Origin of the sequence: Hyphomicrobium zavarzinii ATCC 27496, from assembly GCF_000383415.1 — a bacterium.
GTDB classification, from domain to species: Bacteria; Pseudomonadota; Alphaproteobacteria; order Rhizobiales; family Hyphomicrobiaceae; genus Hyphomicrobium_C; species Hyphomicrobium_C zavarzinii.
The window spans coordinates 63,472-80,516 of sequence record NZ_KB911263.1; the positions used below are offsets into that span (position 1 = coordinate 63,472).

Here is a 17,045-nt window from a genome sequence, read left to right on the forward strand (position 1 = left end):
GCGGCACGCCCGGGATCGACTAACGTCGGCCGCTTGAGCAACCTCCGGACGCCGATGTCGCACGAGCTGTCATTCAAGACGACCATGAATTTCGCGTATGGCGAGCCCGCGCCGGTGAGCCCTGGGATCGTGCGTGTCGTCGCCAACAATCCGAGCCCGTTAACCTTCAAGGGCACGAACACCTATCTGGTCGGCATGACCGAGCTCGCGATCATCGACCCGGGTCCGCTCGACGACACTCATCTGGCTGCCATTCTGAAAGCGGCGGCCGGCCGTCCCATCCGCCAGATCCTGGTTACGCACGCCCATCGCGATCACGTGGACGGCGCGGCCGCCCTGCAGGCCGCGACCGGCGCGCCGATCATGGGGCTGGGACGCGATCTGATCGCCGCCGAAGGTCCCTCCGTCAATCCGCAGGGCGCCGAGTTCATCGACTATGTTTTCACGCCCGACGTGAAGCTCGCCCACGGCGACATGATCAACGAGAAGGAATGGAGGATCGAAGCCATCCACACGCCTGGCCACGCTCCCGATCACCTCTGCTTCGCGCTTCACGGCCGCGGCATCATCTTCTCGGGCGACCACGTGATGGCCTGGAACACCACACTCGTCGCGCCGCCGGAAGGCTCCATGAGCGACTACGTCAAATCTCTGCAGCGGCTGCTCGAGCGTCCGGAAAGCCTCTATCTGCCGGCTCACGGCGGCAAGCTGGACGAGCCGCAACGCGTCGTCAAAGCCTACCTGCTGCATCGCCGCTGGCGCGAGGAGTCGATCCTGGAAGCGATCCGCGAAGGCGCAGGCACCATCGAGAGCATCGTGCCAGTCGTCTACCCCACCATCGACCAGAAGCTCACCCGCGCCGCCGCACTTTCCGTGCAGGCCCACGTGGAGCACCTCATTGCTCGCGGGCTCGTGACTTGCGACGGGTCTCCGACTTGGGACCGCCATCTCTCTCCGGCTTAGCGCCCTTGCGCTGCTTGGCCTGTTCGCGCCCTTCCTGCGCGGAGGGCATCGTGGCATCCACGCGCGCCTGGATCTCCTTGATCAGCTCCCGCACGCGCTCCGCGTTGCGGCCCATGTCGCCGGACCCGAAACGGGAGGCGGAGCGGATGTCCACGCGTGAAGTCTCGCCGTCGCCGGAAACCCGGATCGCGACGTCGTCATAGAAGCCCATGATCAGCGTGCGATCCACCGCTTCCACCATCCCGGGAGTGCCCGCATCGAGGTCGGGTGCATCCTCGCGCACGAGTTCCATCTTGAGGCGCTTCACGGCATCGACCACGAGCGCATAGACCTCCTCACTCGAACGGCCGATCGTCATCGGCTTGATATCGGGATAGGCGTGCGCCTGCGTTTCGGCCGAATGGCGCCGGTCGTAGGCGACGGAGTTGCTGCCGGGCGTTCTGAGTTGCGTAACGGCCGTAAATTCCGGCGGACGATCGAAATCCGTGGTGACGTCGAAAATCTGCGGATAGTCGCGCACCCAGACGACGAACAGAAGCGGCGCCGTCAGAATGGCGAGGCTGAAGCAGACTGCGAACAGCACGCGCGCGGTGCCCGGCCGCCCCGTCTGCCAGATCATGAAAGCCGCGGCCAACGCCGACGCGATCGAGAACACGGCAATGCCGAGCGCGACCATGACCAGGTTGAAGGCCACGGGCGTCGCCATGCCGAACACGCGATGGAGAAAAGCGGTCGTGACGATCAGGCCGAACGAGAACAACGCAGCGCGGCTTGCCCAACGGCTTGCGGACGGCTCTCTCTCGGGAACGGCGAGCATGGGGTTCGAGCAACCTTGCCTGTTTGGAGGACTCGTCGGAGGATAGCTACAGAATCAGACGAAATGTAGCACCGCTCTCGACCGATGACCGGTCGGCTTCGACAGAGGATGCCGCGTGCCACGGCCATTGAGACGCCTGCTCTCGAAAAAGCGCCACGGCCACGCTTTCGCGGCAGCGTGTACCGTCCTCGCGAGCCTCATCGTCGCCGCGCTGCTTGCCGCCCGGCCGGGCCACGCGGCCGAGGTCTCGCGCCGGGGCAACCCCGGCCCCCTCACCATCGCCATCCTCGATCTGGCGGACGCCTCCGACCTCGCCCCTGTCAAAGCACCCGAATCCTCGCGTGCCGCCTGGCGCACATCGTTCGGCTCCGAGCGGCAGAATGAGCCCGAGGTCAAACCCGTGACTGCCGATACACCGTTCGCGGCCCTCGCCGAAAGCGACGCGGTCCTCATTCAGGGCGTGAAGGCAGCAGCCCCCTTGCGGCGCCTCTTCCCGCCACGCACCTGGCGGCTCATCGTCTCGCGCAGCATCATCTCGCCCGGCGACCCAGAAGCGACCGAGACCGAGCGCATCGATCTTCCCGCCGCGACAGCCATCGCGGTGAAGGCGAAGCAGACGCTGCGCGTCACCGCCCGCGCCCACGCGCTCCGCCTGGACGATCCGGCGGCCCTCGATCAATCCCGGACGAGCGAGCAGACCGCCACGGCAACCGCCGTTCGTCTTGTCGATCGCGGGCGCACGCTGTGGCTCGCCTCCGTCGCCCTGCCCGCCTCTTGCACTACCGACGCCACGGCTCCCTGCCCCGCCCGGCAGGAGCTCGAAGCCTGGCGCGAAGCAAAACGCGGGGCGGGCGAGGCAACGCTCGTCGGAGGAAGGTTAATTGGCCCAGCCGCGGCCGATACTGGGCCGAAATCCGCGTGCCCATCCCACCGGATCGAATCCGATCTCCCGCCGCAGACCCTCCCGGCCGCGGACTCCACCAGGCAACCGGAGCCCGCCACCGGTTGCATCTCCATCGTCCGCATCGGTGGTTGAAGCGCGCTTACCGAGTTGCGCGCCGTCAGTAGAAAATTGTCAACAAGACCGGCTATTATTCGGGAATACCCAATTTTTCCCGGCAGCAATCTGCGCGCGCACATGGCCTTCCGTTTCAAGCTGGACGAGCCCATCGAGAAGGATTTTCGCCGCATAGGGCTGGAGCAGATCCAGCGCGCCCGCACGCAGTTGGCCGCGAACGCCGACGCGGCGACGGAGGTCCATGAAGCGCGCAAATGCATCAAGCGCATTCGCGCCTTGCTGAGGCTCGGCCGCGAGGGCCTGGGCGACCGGACGTTCCGCGCGGAGAACGCACGCTTCCGGTCCATCGCCGCGCTGATGGCACCCGCCCGCGACCAGCACGTGGTGCTGCAAACGATCCTGAAGCTCGAAACCGAAACACCGGAACATGCCGCCCCCGCGCTCGCACGCCTCAGAGCAGCAGTGCTCGATCCCAGCCTTGCAGCGGACACGAACGCAAGCCGCGAGAGCATGAACGAGGCGAGCGCCGCACTCGAGCGCGCCGCAAAGCGCTTTCGCAATCTCCGCATCGCGCCCGACGACTTCGCGACCTTGGTGAAGGGGCTGACGCGCAGCTACAAGCGCGGCCTCAAATGGCTCGAAACCGCCTACGCCGACGGCAGCGACGAAGCCTTCCACGAGTTGCGCAAATGCGTGCAGGCGCACTGGCGGCACATGGCGCTTCTCTCCCGCGCGTGGCCGGCCCTTTTCGAGGCCCGCATCGCGGCCGCCCGCGAGCTTTCCCAAATCCTGGGAGACGACCATGATCTCGCCATCCTGAAGCTCAAGGTCGCGAGCTTGTCCGGCAACGCGCTTGCCGACGACGATGCACGCGAGGCCGAAGCCCTCATCGCCGAGCGCCAGCAGGCGCTACGCCTGGCCGCCAAGCCTCGCACCCAGCTCATTTTTGCGGCGAGCGCCAAAGCCCATGGGCGCTGGATCACGTCCGTATGGGACGCTGCCACCGCAAAAAGCCGTCAGGATGCCGCCCTCGCCGCCAAAGGCGAGGCCGCCGAGCTCCTGCCCGCGGCCTCGTCTGCCCGCGCCTGACGAGACGCCGCCGGCGCCGTGCCATCCCGGAGCAAAAAGACGCATCCAATTCCCTGAGAACCGCGTAAAACAGACCCGTTAGACACCGAAGCGGGAGCACCACGCGGGGATGCCGCCACAATCGCAAAGCACGTTCGAGCCCGACCGCAGCCACTGGCCCAAGGACCATCCAAATGTCCAGCACGGCCGTATCGGCGTTCTTCTCCTCAACCTCGGCACGCCGGACGGCACGGACTACTGGTCCATGCGCCGCTACCTCAAGGAGTTCCTCTCCGACGAGCGCGTGATCGAGGAGCCGAGGTGGAAGTGGTGGCCGATCCTCAATCTCATCATCCTCACGGTCCGCCCCGGCCGAAAGGGCAAGGACTATGCGACCATCTGGAACAATGAGCGGGATGAAGGCCCGCTGAAGACGATCACGCGCGGCCAGGCCGAGAAGCTCAACCAGCGCCTCGCCAATCCCCGCGTCATCGTCGACTGGGCCATGCGCTACGCCAACCCCACCACGGAGAGCCGCATCAACGCTCTCGTCGAGGCGGGCTGCGACCGCATCCTTCTCGTGCCCCTCTATCCGCAGTACGCCGCCGCGACCACGGCGACGGCGGCCGACCAGGCGTTTCGCGCGCTGATGAAGCTGCGCAACCAGCCGGCCGTTCGCCTGGCGCCCGCCTATCACGACGATCCGGTGTACATCGCGAGCCTCGCCCGCTCGATGAAGGCAAGCCTCGCCAAGCTCGACTTCGAGCCCGAGCGCATCATCGCCACCTTCCACGGCATGCCGGAAAAATACTTCGCCCAGGGCGATCCCTATCACTGCCAGTGCCAGAAGACGTCGCGTCTTCTGCGCGAGGCGCTGGGCTGGCCGAAAGACCGCTGGCTCACGACCTTCCAGTCGCGCTTCGGCAACGATCCGTGGCTGCAGCCCTACACCGACAAGACCGTCGAGCGCCTCGCAAGTGAAGGCATCAAGCGTCTGGCCCTCGTCGCGCCCGGCTTCTCCGCCGATTGCCTCGAGACGCTGGAAGAGCTCGATGGCGAGAACCGCCACATCTTCGAGGGCGGCGGCGGCGAGAAGTTCGCCTATCTCCCTGCCCTCAACGACAGCGAGGAAGGCATCGACGTGATCGAGGCCGTCGTGCGGCGCGAGCTGTCCGGCTGGCTCTGATCGTCCGTGCCCGCCTGTTCCCGGCGAGACAGAAGCCGGGAGCAGTAAGGATCAATTTACCCGTCGGCAGACGCCGCCCTGAAACGCCCATAGATTGGTAATATCAGGGCGGTATGTCTCAGCAGACAGATTGATCGCGGGAAAGGACACTTGAGATGTATGGCGGCGGATTCGAGGTCTTTGGCCTCCTTCTCATCGTATTGGCGGCGGCAGTGCTGTGGTCGACCGTCAAGGTGGTGCCGCAGGGCTTCCACTATACGGTCGAGAGCTTCGGCCGCTTTACGCGCACGCTTCACCCTGGCCTGCACTTCCTCGTGCCCGTCGTCGAGCGTGTCGGCCACCACGTGAACGTCAAGGAGCAGGTGATCGACATTCCGAGCCAGGACGTCATCACCCGCGACAACGCCATGGTGCGCGTGGATGGCGTCGCGTTCTTCCAGGTGCTGAATGCCGCCAAGTCGGCCTACGAGGTGGACAACCTCGAGAACGCCATCGTCAACCTCACGATGACGAACATCCGCACCGTCATGGGCTCCATGGACCTGGACGAGCTGCTCTCCAACCGCGACCAGATCAACGCCAAGCTGCTGCACGTGGTCGACGCCGCGACGGAAGCCTGGGGCGTGAAGGTCACGCGCATCGAGATCAAGGACATCGCGCCCCCGCGTGACCTGATCGATGCCATGGCCCGCCAGATGAAGGCCGAGCGCGAGAAGCGCGCGCAGATTCTCGAAAGCGAGGGCCTCCGCGCCGCCGCCATTCTGAAGGCCGAGGGCGAGAAGCAGGCCGTCGTGCTCGAAGCCGAAGGCCGCCGCGAAGCCGCCTTCAAGGACGCCGAGGCCCGCGAGCGCGCCGCCGAAGCCGAAGCCAAGGCGACGGAGCTCGTGTCGAGCGCCATCGCATCCGGCAACGTGCAGGCCATCAACTACTTCGTCGCCAACAACTACGTGAAGGCCCTTGAATCCCTCGCCAAGGCACCGAACCAGAAGGTGATCCTGATGCCGCTCGAAGCCTCGTCGGTCATCGGCTCGCTGGCGGGTCTCGCCCAAATCACGGGCGAAGCCTTCGGAGGCCAGGGCGCATCCTCCGGCGCCGCTCCGGCCCCTGCGCCTCGCGGCGGAACCAGTGTCCCCTCGTCCCGCTAAGGACGACCGCGGAGACGATTCAATCGGCTCCGCTTCTGTGCCATGATTGCAATGCCATTGGAGTGCGGCCGCCTGAAAGAGATCGGCCGCACGCAGCAACCTCGGGGTTTCGCCCATGATCGTCGATCTCGTCACCGGCCTCGGTCCCTGGAACTGGTTCATCGCCGGCGTTCTGCTGATGGCGCTCGAGACGCTGGTCCCCGGCGTGCATTTCCTATGGTTCGGCCTCGCAGCCGTCGTCGTCGGCATTCTGGTGTTCGCGCTCACGGCATCGGGGCTCGGTGAGGCGCTGAGCCTGCCTTGGCAGCTCGTGCTGTTCGCCGTGATTTCCGTCGCAACCGTGTTCTGGGTGCGCCGCTTCGCGAACGCCCAGAACGTCGAAAGCGACGAGAAGGATCTCAACGATCGCGGTGCCCAGTATGTGGGCCGCATTGTGGTGGTGGAGGATGCGATCACTAGCGGGCGCGGACGCGTCCGCGTCGGCGATACGCTCTGGCCCGCCTCCGGCGCCGACGCGGAGAAGGGTGCGCGCGTGCGCATCACCGGCTCTCACGGCACGGTCTTCATCGTCGAGCCCGCCTGAGTTGCCGCTCCCCTCCCGCTTCGGGAGGGAGCCGGTGCAATCCTTAAACGCTCCTTAACCACCCCTCCCTACTGTCGATTTGAACGGCATCCGATTTCTCGGATGCCGCCGGTCATCAGTGTGCGTTCGCGTGCGGTTCTTTCCTCATGAGGGCGCCACTGTGGCAGTGGTCTGGCGGCTTGGCTTGATGCTTTTCGGCTTCGCGGCGGCAACGCTCGCGGCTGCGGTCTTTCATGCCCCCGGCGCCCGCGCGCAATCGGCTGAGACGGGCGCACAACGCCCCACCCTTTCCACCTCCTCACGTGACGGCGCGGCGCAAGGCGCAACGCGCACGCAGAAGCCCGCCGCGAGCGACCCCGCGACGGCTTACGAAACGCCGCCCAAGCGCTTGCGCGGTGCGGTGCCCGATAGCTTCGCGGACGGCGAAGCCTCCGAGCAGAGCGACGAGGCACGCGAGGTGGATTCGTCTAACGACCAGGACGGAGGCGAGCAGGCGCCCTCGGATGGCGTTGCCAACGGGGACGGCGTGATACCTGCCGACGGCGCCGCGACCGCCGATGGCATTGTCGATCTCAGCGAGCCGCAGCCCTTCGAGGATGGCTCAGATCCCACCCGCGACACGCGCCCTCCGGAGGACATTGAGGTCTTCGAGAACCCGCCTGCCGGCCACGATCCGCTCTTGTTCCAGATCGAGGACACCGATCCCATCGAGACGGACCGCCGTCCCGCGCGGCTCGCACGCTTCGAGCCTTACGATCCGATCGGCATCCGCGTCGGGAGCTTCGTGTTCTTTCCCGAAACCGAGATCGCAGGGCTCTCGACCAACAACGTGCTGAGCTCGCCTGACGCGCGATCCGACATCGCAGCCGTGATCCAGAGCACCTCGCGCCTCGTCTCGAACTGGTCGACACACGCCCTCGAGCTGAAGGGCACGAGCCTCGCGAGCTTCCACGACGATTTCCCGAGCGAGGACGATCGCGCCTGGGGCGTCGAAGCGCGCGGACGCCTCGACATCACGCGCCGAACCAACATCCAGGCTTTGGCCGCTCACAACCGGAGCCAGGAGTCTCGCTCGGCGATCGACGCCAACCAGATCGGCAACCGCGCCAACGTGACGACGGATCAGGCCCAGCTCTCGCTGAACCACCGCTTCAACCGCCTGTCGGTCCAGCTCAGGGGATCGGTCGCAGACACGACCTACTCCGAGACCGACGGCCAGAGCAACGCGGACCGCGATACCCTCGAAACTCAGCAGGCCGTGCGCGGAAGCTGGCAGTTCAAGCCCACATTCTCCGTGTTTGCGGAGCAGGAGCTGAACCAGCGCGACAAGAAAGCCGCGCCGAGCGACGGCATCCCGCGCGACTCGGACGGAACGCGTACCCGCGTCGGTCTCGACTTCGGCTCGACCGGCGCGATCCTGCGCGGCGAGGTGAGCGTCGGCTATGGACGGCAGACGCCGAACGACCACCGCCTTGACGCGGTGGATGCTTTCCTGTTCGACGCCAATCTCGCGTGGCGTCCCACGGAGATCACCTCGTTCCTGCTCACCGCCCGCAGCGATATCTACGACACGACCACGCCGGACTCGGGCGGCGTCGTCTCACAAACCGTGGGCCTCGAAGCGCGCCATGCCATGCGCCGTTATCTCATCGCGTCCGCTGGCCTCAGCTACACGCACTACGACTACGACGCTTCCCCCATCAAAGAGAGCGCGCTCACCTCGTTCCTGGGCGCCGAATACTATGCGAGCCCCGAATTGGTGCTATTCGCGCGCTATCAGCACCTCAGCTATGCCTCAAATCAGGTGAACAGTGACTATGACACCGACGAGGTTCGCGTCGGCGTCAGGCTGCGCAAGTAGGCCGTCTTATGCTCACCGGGAGCGTTGCGTCCCGGCCTTCGCGGATTATCTTGGTCACAGGATTGATTCGCTTCGAGTTTCGACCGCATGTCGCAGCAGCCCGATCGGCACGATCGCAGATTTGACAGCAGGGAGCCCGCCATGTCTGACCGTACTCAGTTCGCCGTCGGCCGCCATAAGGTGGCGATGCCCCGCGTTATGAAGAGATCGCTTCAGGTGGCCTCGGCTGCGCTTCTCACCGCAGGCGTGGTTCTGTTCGTGATGATGATCAACGGCTTCCTGGTTGGCCGCGGCGGCACGCTGGCCGGCGTCGACGTCTGGCTCGCCTTCATCAAGCGCAGCGACATCATCGGCACCATCATCCTCACCGCGCTGGTGACCACCTTCTTCCTCTACTGGCAGCGCGACAAGGAGCGCCGGTAGTCGAACACGATTTTCCATGCATCTGGACCCCGACCACTGTCGGGGTGACGTCATACTTGGGCGAACACACCGTCTCCCGAGACGTCACACCGCCAAAGGTCGGTGTCCGGATACGTAACGGCTAGAAAAAGCCGGCTACACTGCAGGCATCGGACCGCCCGGCCCGAGCTGTGGTTCCGGCACCAGCGCTTCCGCCCTGCGCGGCGCGCTCGCCATCTTCTCCTTGGCGAGCTGAAGCGCGGCCACGTAGTCCGGCTTGCCGCTGCCGAGAAGCGGAATGCCCGGCACCACCAGAATGTCCGCAGGCACCATCAGCTCGTTGGCGCCTTTCTGGCGCGCGTAGCGGCCGAAAGCATCGCGCGTGGCTGAAGCGTCGGTGGTCATCAACACCAGGCGCTCGCCTTTGCGCGCATCCGGCAGCGCAACCACCACACTCGTTACGGCGGGCCAAAGCTCGGTCGCCAAGGCTTCCACCGCCGACAGCGAGACCATCTCGCCCGCGATCTTGGCGAAACGCTTCGCGCGGCCCTTGATCGAGATGAAGCCGTGCTCATCGATGGCGACGATATCGCCCGTGTCGTGCCAGCCGTCCGCCGGCGGCTCCAGCACGCCCGGGTTCTCGGCCCGCATGTAGCCGAGCATGACGTTGGGGCCGCGCACGTAGAGGCGCCCCGCGCCTTCGATGCCGGGAACCGCCTCCAGGCGGGCTTCCATCAGCGGCGAAAGGCGGCCGACGGTGCCGGACTTGTTCGCAAGCGGCGTGTTGATCGCGAGCACCGGCGCCGTCTCCGTCACGCCATAGCCCTCGAGAATGCGAACGCCGAACTTCTCCATGTAGATCTGCCGCGTGCGCTCCTTCACGGCTTCCGCACCAGCGAGGATCAACCGCACGCGTGCGAAATCGTACGGATGCGCCGAGCGCGCGTACCCGTTGAGGAACGTGTCCGTGCCGAACAGGATGGTGGCGTTGGAACCGTACACCAGCTCCGGCACGATGCGATAGTGCAGCGGCGTCGGATAGAGATAGACCGGCACACCGCCCACCAGCGGCATCACGAGCCCGGCCGTGAGGCCGAACGAATGGAACACTGGCAGCACGTTGAACACCTTGTCCTGCCCGTTCACGGCAACACGCGTGAGGCTTTGCATGGCGTTCGCCAGCATGTTCCGGTGCGAGAGAACCACGCCCTTCGGCAGTCCTTCCGAGCCGGACGTGAACAGGATCGCGGCCGGATCGTTGGCCTTGCGCACGACCTGCGGACGCGAGCCTAGGAGAAGACCGCGCATCTTGTCTGAGAACGAGATGCTGGCCTTCACGTCCTCCAGGTAGACGATCTTCCGCCGCTCCGAGAGCTTCGCCACCACCGCTTCGAGATGCGCCTTCTCGACGAACGTGCGCGACGTGAGCACGACGTCGACCTTGGCGGCCGTGCAGGCCGCCTCGATGTTGTTCGGGCCCGCCGTGAAGTTCAGCATGGCGGGAACGCGGCCGATGGTCTGAAGCGCGAAGAACGTGACGGCGACGCCTGCCGAGTTCGGCAGCATCACGCCAACCGCCGCACCTTCCGGCGCGAGCGGCGCGAGCTTGGCGCCGAGCACCTGCGCGCCGAGGATAAGCTTGCCATAGCTGAGCTGCGTCCCGAGCGGATCCTCGATCGCGGGCTTGCCCGTGTCGCGCGTCGCCTTCGCTTCGACGAGCGCGGAGAACAGCGTCTGATCGAGATTGGCGGTCCGCACGGCCGTATCCACCATCAGATCCTGCAGCGCCATGCCGGCGGCCTGCCGCCGCGCCTTGCCCTTGAGGCCTTCGGGCACCGCGAGCTTCACGGGCGGAAGGATGGTGACCGTCGTCTTCGGGAACAGCGACTTGCGCGCCTGGAAGCGGTTGAGATAGCCGAAATAGGAGCGCTCCGGCCCGTCGATGCGCACCGGCACGATCACGGCGTCCGCTTTATCGGCGATCATCGCCGTGCCGTCATAGACCTTCATCAGGCCGCCAGTCACGGTCAGGCGCCCTTCGGGAAAAATGACGAGCGTCTCGCCCGCCTTCACCGCCTGGATGAGATGGCGCGTGCCGAGCGGCTTGGTGGGATCGATGGCGTGCGCCTTGACGAGCTTGAGGAACGGCTTGATCCAGCTCTTCTGCGCCATGCCCGTATCGATGGCGAAAGCCGCGTGCGAAGGCAGGATCGAGTGCATGATCGGCGCGTCGAGCAGGCTCACGTGGTTCGGCGCGATGATGGTGCGCGTGCCCTCTGGCGGAAGGTTTTCATAGCCCTTCACCTCGAGCCCCATGAACGTCTTGAACAGGAACGCGCCGACGTCCTGCACGCCCTGCTTGCCCCAAGCACGCAGGATGAGCGCCATGGCCACGAGATTGCCTGCGCCGAGCAGCACGAGCAGCAGACCGAGGCTCGCCCCCTGCCACTGCAACAGCGCGACACCGAGGCTGCCGGCGGTCATGAACAGCGCCGACATCACGTTGCACGCGCCGATGGTGCGCGCGCGCTCCGCGACGGGCGCCCAGAGCTGCACGGCGGCGAACGAGGGAACGATGAAGAGGCCGCCCGCGACCGCGAGACCAGCGAGATCGACGAGAACGCGCCAGCCGGACACGCTCTTGAGCAACGCGCCGACCGTCAGCACTTCCGGCGATTTCACGAGCCCCGAGACCGTCAGCGCGAGATCGAGCGAGAACGCGCCCATCAACAAGGCGCCGATCGGCACCAGCGCGAGATTGGGGCGTGTCTTGCTGGCCCGCGCCGCAAGACCCGAGCCGACCGCGATGCCGATTGTGAAGATCACGAGCGCCAGGATAGTGACGCTTTCCCCGCCACCAAGCGCGTCCTTGATCAGCACCGGCAGCAGCGACAGCACCACCGTGCCCACGAGCCAGAACCAGGCAGTGATCAAGCCGCCGACCCACAGACGACGGTCCCCGCGCAGATGGCGGATGAGCGTCATGGTCGAGGTCCAGGGATTGAAATCGATGGCGAGCCCCGGTGCGGCGGCTCCTGTCTTCGGAATGAGCGAAGCGGAGAACCAGCACAGCGCGGCGAGACCGACGACCAGCCCCGCGAGCACCCACACGCCGTTGGCATCGGATGCCGCGAGGCCGCCGCCGATGGTGCCGATTAGGATGGCGGCGAAGGTGGCGCTTTCCACGAACGCGTTGCCGGCGGGCAATTCGCGGGGCTCGAGCAGAGCCGGAAGAATGCCGTACTTGATGGGACCGAACAGCGCAGCGATCACGCCATAAAGACCAAGTGCGACGAACAGCACAGGAACCGAGTGCGTGACAAAGCCGACGGCCGCGATGATCGCGACCGGAATTTCCGCGCGCTTGAGCTTCTCGGCGACGACAGCCTTGTCATAGCGGTCCGCGAGCTCGCCGCCGATCCCTGACAGAATGAAAAAAGGCGCGACCAGCACCGCACCCGCAAGCGCCACCAACGCACCGCCCGATTGCGAACCGAGCTTGAACAGGATCAGGATCACCAGCGCATTCTTGACGAAGTTGTCGTTGAGCGCCGACAGGAACTGACACCAGAACAGCGGTGCGAAGCGGCGGCTTGTAATCAGCGCAGTGAACATGGGGAGAGATCCTGTAAACGGCCGTAAAGGCCGTTCGAGAAACGAATGAGGCCGAACCTAGAGCACGTCCGGCTCGATCAGTCACGGGTAGGCCGTCGAGCCGGGGGACGTGAAAACGAATGAGCACCAAGGCCGTGACGCCGCGATCCGAACATCCACTAGGGGCCTGATCATGGTCAAACCACGGCCCTTTATGGAGAGCCGAAAAAACGGTTTAAGACCAGTTGCATGGCCTCTGGAGTGCCGACGTCACCTAACTAAGCTTGAGAAACCCCGCAACCCTGTCAAATCACTGATAAAGTCACGTTAATTGACAGGCTCGCGCCGGGGGCCGATGCTAGCGGCCCAGATGTTATTTACGAACCTGAAAGACAAGATTTGAACGCCCATAAACCAGACGATCGAGGAGCTATCGCGGCCGCGGACCGGCTGCGCGAGGTCACGCTCAACGGCCGCCCGCTCTCCACCGCCGCCGAGACGCTGGCCGACCTCGTGGCGGAGCAGGGCTTCGGCGACGTCAAGGTCGCCACCGCCGTAAACGGAGATTTCGTCGCCGCGCGGCTGCGCGAGAGCGCCCCCGTTCGCAACGGCGATCGCATCGAGATCCTCTCGGTCCGTCAAGGCGGCTGAGCCATGAACCAGACAGAACCTCTGCGCCGCGCCATGGCGGGCGCCACCTCAACGCCCCTTTCCTTCTATGGCGTGCAGGTGTCCTCTCGCCTTCTGCTCGGCACCGCGCTCTATCCCTCGCCGCAGGTCATGAGCGAGGCGGTTCGCGCCGCCCGCGCCGGCATCGTCACGGTGTCGCTGCGCCGCGAGCAGGCACGCGGGCGCAGCGGCGAGCGCTTCCTGGATCTCATCCGCGCGCTCCCCGTGCATCTGCTTCCGAACACGGCGGGCTGCCGTACGCCGAAGGAGGCCATCACCACCGCCGAGATGGCGCGCGAGCTTCTGGAGACCGATTGGGTCAAGCTCGAGGTGATCGCGAACGACGACACGCTCCAGCCCGATCTGTTCGGCCTCGTCGAAGCCGCCACCGAGCTCGTGAAGCGCGGCTTCAAGGTGTTCCCCTACACCACGGAGGACCTCTCCGCCGCAGAGCGCCTCGTGGCCGCCGGATGCCGCGTACTGATGCCCTGGGGCTCGCCCATCGGCACCGGCCGCGGGCTGTCCAACCCCTTGGCGCTCAAGACCATGCGCGCCTACTTCCCAGACCTGCCCCTCGTCATCGACGCGGGCATCGGCGCGCCCTCCCATGCCGCCGCTGCCATGGAAATGGGCTACGACGCCGTGCTCTTGAACACGGCCGTCGCCAAGGCGCAGGACCCGGTCACCATGGCCGCCGCCTTCGCGAATGCCATAGACGCCGGCCGCGCGGCGTTCGAATCCGGCCTGATCGAGCCCAGCGACCGCGCGCAGCCCTCGACCCCGGTCGCCGGCACGCCGTTTTTCGATTTCGAGCCGCCACACTCCGGCGGCACCCGCCGATGAGCCTCCCATGACCGCCCATCCTGCCCCCGATGTCTTCTACCCGATCGTTCCCAGCGCCGCTTGGCTCGAGCGCATCGCACCGCTCGGCGTGCGCACCGTGCAGCTCCGCGTGAAGGACCTGGAGCCCGGCGAGGTGCGCGAGGAGATCCGCGCGTCGATCCCTGTCGCGAAGGCCGCGGGCTGCCGCCTGATCGTGAACGACTACTGGGAGGAGGCCATCGACCTCGGCGCCACCGAGATCCATCTCGGCCAGGAGGACCTGGCCCGCGCCGATCTCAAGGCCATCCACCGTGCGGGCATCGCGCTCGGGGTCTCGACCCACAGCGAGCACGAGTTGGAGATCGCACTAGAGGCTGATCCGGCTTATGTCGCGCTCGGTCCCATCTACGAGACCAAGCTCAAGGTCATGAAATGGGCCCCGCAGGGTCTGGAGCGCATCGGCATCTGGCGCAAGCGCATTGGCACGTTGCCGCTCGTGGCCATCGGCGGCATCACGCCCGAGCGCGCGGGCCCCGTGCGGACAGCCGGCGCCGACAGCATCGCCGTCATCACCGATTTCATGACGGCACCCCATCCCGAAGCCCGCGTGCGCCTCTGGCTCGACTGGGCGGCCACCGTCCGCACGTGAGCCTCTCACGGGTAAACCAGCGTCACTCCGCGCGATCGTCCGTCGCGCCGATCCCCGGATCGGCGACGATCGCCGATCGCGTGACGAACACCGTGCTGCTGTCGTGGCGTTGCACCCGGATGAACTCGTTGAAGCCCACGCCTACCTCAGGCTGGTCCAGCAATCTCTCGCCCGGATAGAGAAGCACGCAGCCGTCAGGCGCGGCCCCGTCGTGCGAAGCCTGCGATGGATCGAGCTTGGCGAGCGTCTCGCGATCCCGGCATCCGACGACGCCCGAGGATTTGACCATCCAAACCTCGGCATGGGCGGAAACTGCCAGGACCACGACGCCAACGATCAAAGTGACTATGCGCAGCATTGTGCCTCATCCCCGCGGGTGCCATGCAGGCATCTCACACTCGAGCGCGAGCATGTGCGCGCAGACGCAGCGTACGCAAGCTTCAAATCGTCCCTTGCGTGAGGGACATCCTTCCCGGAGACGCGCCTGATATTTTCGCACGCGCCAGGCTGCTATCGCAGCGGCTGCCAGCCTGGATGATCGAACTGCTTCGCGTAGCGCGCCAGCGCCTCGTCGATGGCCACGATCCCGTCGATGGCTTCCGTCGAGGACGGTGAGCGTCCGATGGCCTTGGCGCCGGCGAGAATATCCTGCGTGAGATTTTCGATCTCGTCGCGCTCGCCGCCGTCCAGCGTCGTCTCGGTCCGGAGACGTTCTACGGCCGCCTTGACGCGGGCGTGATAGGTGCGGGCATCGGCGGGCGGCATACGCCGGTGCGTCACCAGCGTGTGCACGTTCAGCGTCAGGTCGCGAATGGCCTTCATTTCGCGGCGAACAGCGTCATCCGTTGCAAGCTTATCTGCGGCAACGGCGGCGGAGACGGCAAGCGTCCACGCCAAGACCATGCCCGGCAAGAGGCTTGCGAACCGCCCCATCACGTCTCTCCCGCCTTCTCCCGCACGACTGCGCGCCACCCGATGTCGGTCCGGCAGAAGCCGCCCGGCCAATCGATCTTGGCGATCGCCGTATAGGCGCGCTCCTGCGCTTCGCCGACAGTGGCGCCGAGCGCGGTCACGTTGAGCACGCGCCCGCCGTCCGCGAGAAGGCGCCCCCCGTCTCGCCGCGTCCCCGCGTGGAAGATCTGCACGCCCGGCACCTGCCCCGCGATTTCGAGGCCACGAATCTCTGTGCCCTTTTCCGGCGTGCCGGGATAGCCCTTGGCCGCGAGCACCACCGTGAGCGCCACGTCCTCGCGCCAGCGCAGATCGCAGGCATCGAGCACGCCGTCCGCCGTCGCCAGCATCGCCGTCAGCAAATCGGAGGTGAGCCGCATCATCAGCACCTGCGTTTCGGGATCGCCCAAGCGCACGTTGTACTCGATGAGCTTAGGCCCTTCCTTGGTGATCATGAGGCCTGCGAACAGCACCCCCTTGAAAGGCGTGCCGCGGGCCGCCATGGCTTTGACAGTCGGCCGGATGATCTCGGCCATCGTCCGCTCGACCAGCTCCGGCGTCATCACGGGCGCGGGCGAATAGGCACCCATGCCGCCCGTGTTTGGCCCGGTGTCGCCGTCACCCACGCGCTTGTGGTCCTGCGCGGTCGCGAGCGCGAGCGCCGTCTTGCCGTCGCAGAGCGCGAAGAAGCTCGCCTCCTCGCCGTCGAGGAACTCCTCGATCACCACCTCCGCACCCGCCGCACCGAATGCGCCCGAGAAGCACGCATCGATGGCGGCTTCGGCTTCGGCCCGCGTCGTCGCGACGACGACGCCCTTGCCGGCCGCGAGCCCGTCGGCCTTGACCACGATTGGCACGGGCTGGCGCGCGAGATAGGCGTGCGCCGAGGCAGCATCCTTGAAACGGCCATAAGCGCCGGTCGGAATGCCCGCCTCGCGGCAGAGATCCTTGGTGTAGCCCTTCGAGCCTTCGAGCTGGCTCGCCGCCTGAGAGGGACCGAAATGCTTGATGCCCGCCGCCGAGAGCGCATCTCCGAGCCCGCCGACCAGCGGCGCCTCCGGCCCGATCACGACGAAGCCGATGCCGGTCTCGGCAATGAAGCGCAGCACCGCCGCGTGATCGGTCACGTCGAGCTTGACGCACTCGGCAAGCTCCGCGATCCCCGCGTTTCCGGGCGCGGCATAGAGTTTCGTAAGCAGCGGGCTGGCGCTCAGGGCCCAGGCCAGCGCATGCTCGCGCCCGCCGCCGCCGATCAGGAGAACATTCATAGGTAAGAAGATCCTGGCGATCTTGGATGGGGTTTTGCCCATCGTGTAT

16 protein-coding genes are annotated in these 17,045 nt (G+C 66.1%); 11 read left to right on the forward strand and 5 right to left on the reverse strand.

The features are described 5' to 3' along the window. Positions 1-54: 54 nt before the first annotated feature. Positions 55-963, forward strand: a complete 909-nt coding sequence (locus F812_RS0119890) for an MBL fold metallo-hydrolase (protein ID WP_020087738.1) — start codon at positions 55-57, stop codon at positions 961-963. On the opposite strand, the gene F812_RS24800 is transcribed toward F812_RS0119890, so the two are convergent. Next, positions 896-1,780, reverse strand: coding sequence for a DUF1499 domain-containing protein (locus F812_RS24800; protein WP_020087739.1), 885 nt, complete (start codon positions 1,778-1,780; stop codon positions 896-898). The genes F812_RS0119890 and F812_RS24800 overlap by 68 nt on opposite strands. Positions 1,781-1,895: 115 nt before the next feature. Here F812_RS24800 and F812_RS0119900 point away from each other — a divergent pair, with 115 nt between their 5' ends. The 7 genes from F812_RS0119900 (at position 1,896) to F812_RS0119930 (ending at position 9,064) form a co-directional block, all read left to right on the forward strand. Beyond that, the gene (locus tag F812_RS0119900; protein ID WP_156827570.1) at positions 1,896-2,816 is read left to right on the forward strand and encodes a hypothetical protein; all 921 of its coding nucleotides are present in this window, start codon (positions 1,896-1,898) and stop codon (positions 2,814-2,816) included. A 102-nt stretch (positions 2,817-2,918) separates the two neighbouring features. Continuing rightward, entirely contained in the window at positions 2,919-3,887 is a 969-nt protein-coding gene (locus F812_RS24805) for a CHAD domain-containing protein (RefSeq protein WP_020087741.1), read from the forward strand. 109 nt (positions 3,888-3,996) lie between these two features. Then, positions 3,997-5,052, forward strand: a complete 1,056-nt coding sequence (gene hemH, locus F812_RS0119910; protein ID WP_020087742.1) for a ferrochelatase — start codon at positions 3,997-3,999, stop codon at positions 5,050-5,052. A gap of 155 nt (positions 5,053-5,207) precedes the next feature. After that, complete coding sequence (locus F812_RS0119915) at positions 5,208-6,197, forward strand: SPFH domain-containing protein (RefSeq protein WP_020087743.1); 990 nt, start codon at positions 5,208-5,210, stop codon at positions 6,195-6,197. A 115-nt stretch (positions 6,198-6,312) separates the two neighbouring features. Further along, positions 6,313-6,780, forward strand: coding sequence for an NfeD family protein (locus F812_RS0119920; protein ID WP_020087744.1), 468 nt, complete (start codon positions 6,313-6,315; stop codon positions 6,778-6,780). Positions 6,781-6,967: 187 nt separating this feature from the next. Continuing rightward, a complete protein-coding gene (locus F812_RS0119925) occupies positions 6,968-8,641 on the forward strand; it encodes an outer membrane beta-barrel protein (protein ID WP_020087745.1) in 1,674 nt (557 codons plus the stop codon). Positions 8,642-8,782: 141 nt separating this feature from the next. Then, positions 8,783-9,064, forward strand: a complete 282-nt coding sequence (locus F812_RS0119930) for a hypothetical protein (RefSeq protein ID WP_020087746.1) — start codon at positions 8,783-8,785, stop codon at positions 9,062-9,064. A 135-nt stretch (positions 9,065-9,199) separates the two neighbouring features. Here the strand turns inward: F812_RS0119930 and F812_RS0119935 are convergent, their stop codons facing one another. Further along, positions 9,200-12,658 carry an acyl-[ACP]--phospholipid O-acyltransferase gene (locus F812_RS0119935; protein WP_020087747.1) on the reverse strand — a complete coding sequence of 1,153 codons (3,459 nt, stop codon included), beginning with the start codon at positions 12,656-12,658 and terminating at the stop codon, positions 9,200-9,202. A gap of 378 nt (positions 12,659-13,036) precedes the next feature. Here F812_RS0119935 and thiS point away from each other — a divergent pair, with 378 nt between their 5' ends. The 3 genes from thiS to F812_RS0119950 are packed head-to-tail and all read left to right on the forward strand — an operon-like array spanning position 13,037 to position 14,777. Then, the gene (gene thiS / locus F812_RS0119940; RefSeq protein ID WP_020087748.1) at positions 13,037-13,288 is read left to right on the forward strand and encodes a sulfur carrier protein ThiS; all 252 of its coding nucleotides are present in this window, start codon (positions 13,037-13,039) and stop codon (positions 13,286-13,288) included. Positions 13,289-13,291: 3 nt separating this feature from the next. Continuing rightward, entirely contained in the window at positions 13,292-14,149 is an 858-nt protein-coding gene (locus tag F812_RS0119945) for a thiazole synthase (protein WP_020087749.1), read from the forward strand. Positions 14,150-14,156: 7 nt separating this feature from the next. Beyond that, positions 14,157-14,777, forward strand: coding sequence for a thiamine phosphate synthase (locus F812_RS0119950; protein ID WP_020087750.1), 621 nt, complete (start codon positions 14,157-14,159; stop codon positions 14,775-14,777). A 22-nt stretch (positions 14,778-14,799) separates the two neighbouring features. On the opposite strand, the gene F812_RS0119955 is transcribed toward F812_RS0119950, so the two are convergent. The 3 genes from F812_RS0119955 to purD form a co-directional block, all read right to left on the reverse strand. After that, the gene (locus tag F812_RS0119955) at positions 14,800-15,135 is read right to left on the reverse strand and encodes a hypothetical protein (protein WP_020087751.1); all 336 of its coding nucleotides are present in this window, start codon (positions 15,133-15,135) and stop codon (positions 14,800-14,802) included. A gap of 152 nt (positions 15,136-15,287) precedes the next feature. Beyond that, positions 15,288-15,710: a hypothetical protein gene (locus tag F812_RS0119960; RefSeq protein ID WP_020087752.1), complete on the reverse strand. Its 423-nt coding sequence runs from the start codon at positions 15,708-15,710 to the stop codon at positions 15,288-15,290. Next, on the reverse strand, positions 15,710-16,996 hold the full coding sequence (gene purD, locus F812_RS0119965; protein WP_020087753.1) for a phosphoribosylamine--glycine ligase: 1,287 nt from the start codon (positions 16,994-16,996) through the stop codon (positions 15,710-15,712). Before purD ends, F812_RS0119960 begins: the two co-directional genes overlap by 1 nt. Between the last annotated feature and the right edge of the window lie 49 nt (positions 16,997-17,045).

Excerpts from the sequence above, each read along its gene's own strand:
- F812_RS24805 (WP_020087741.1), top strand. The coding sequence starts at position 2,919 with ATGGCCTTCCGTTTCAAGCTGGACGAGCCCATCGAGAAGGATTTTCGC.
- hemH (WP_020087742.1), top strand. The coding sequence starts at position 3,997 with ATGCCGCCACAATCGCAAAGCACGTTCGAGCCCGACCGCAGCCACTGG.
- F812_RS0119915 (WP_020087743.1), top strand. The coding sequence starts at position 5,208 with ATGTATGGCGGCGGATTCGAGGTCTTTGGCCTCCTTCTCATCGTATTG.
- F812_RS0119960 (WP_020087752.1), bottom strand. The coding sequence starts at position 15,710 with ATGGGGCGGTTCGCAAGCCTCTTGCCGGGCATGGTCTTGGCGTGGACG.
- F812_RS0119955 (WP_020087751.1), bottom strand. The coding sequence starts at position 15,135 with ATGCTGCGCATAGTCACTTTGATCGTTGGCGTCGTGGTCCTGGCAGTT.
- F812_RS0119890 (WP_020087738.1), top strand. The coding sequence starts at position 55 with ATGTCGCACGAGCTGTCATTCAAGACGACCATGAATTTCGCGTATGGC.
- F812_RS0119920 (WP_020087744.1), top strand. The coding sequence starts at position 6,313 with ATGATCGTCGATCTCGTCACCGGCCTCGGTCCCTGGAACTGGTTCATC.
- F812_RS0119945 (WP_020087749.1), top strand. The coding sequence starts at position 13,292 with ATGAACCAGACAGAACCTCTGCGCCGCGCCATGGCGGGCGCCACCTCA.
- F812_RS0119930 (WP_020087746.1), top strand. The coding sequence starts at position 8,783 with ATGTCTGACCGTACTCAGTTCGCCGTCGGCCGCCATAAGGTGGCGATG.
- purD (WP_020087753.1), bottom strand. The coding sequence starts at position 16,996 with ATGAATGTTCTCCTGATCGGCGGCGGCGGGCGCGAGCATGCGCTGGCC.
- F812_RS24800 (WP_020087739.1), bottom strand. The coding sequence starts at position 1,780 with ATGCTCGCCGTTCCCGAGAGAGAGCCGTCCGCAAGCCGTTGGGCAAGC.
- F812_RS0119935 (WP_020087747.1), bottom strand. The coding sequence starts at position 12,658 with ATGTTCACTGCGCTGATTACAAGCCGCCGCTTCGCACCGCTGTTCTGG.
- F812_RS0119925 (WP_020087745.1), top strand. The coding sequence starts at position 6,968 with ATGCTTTTCGGCTTCGCGGCGGCAACGCTCGCGGCTGCGGTCTTTCAT.
- F812_RS0119950 (WP_020087750.1), top strand. The coding sequence starts at position 14,157 with ATGACCGCCCATCCTGCCCCCGATGTCTTCTACCCGATCGTTCCCAGC.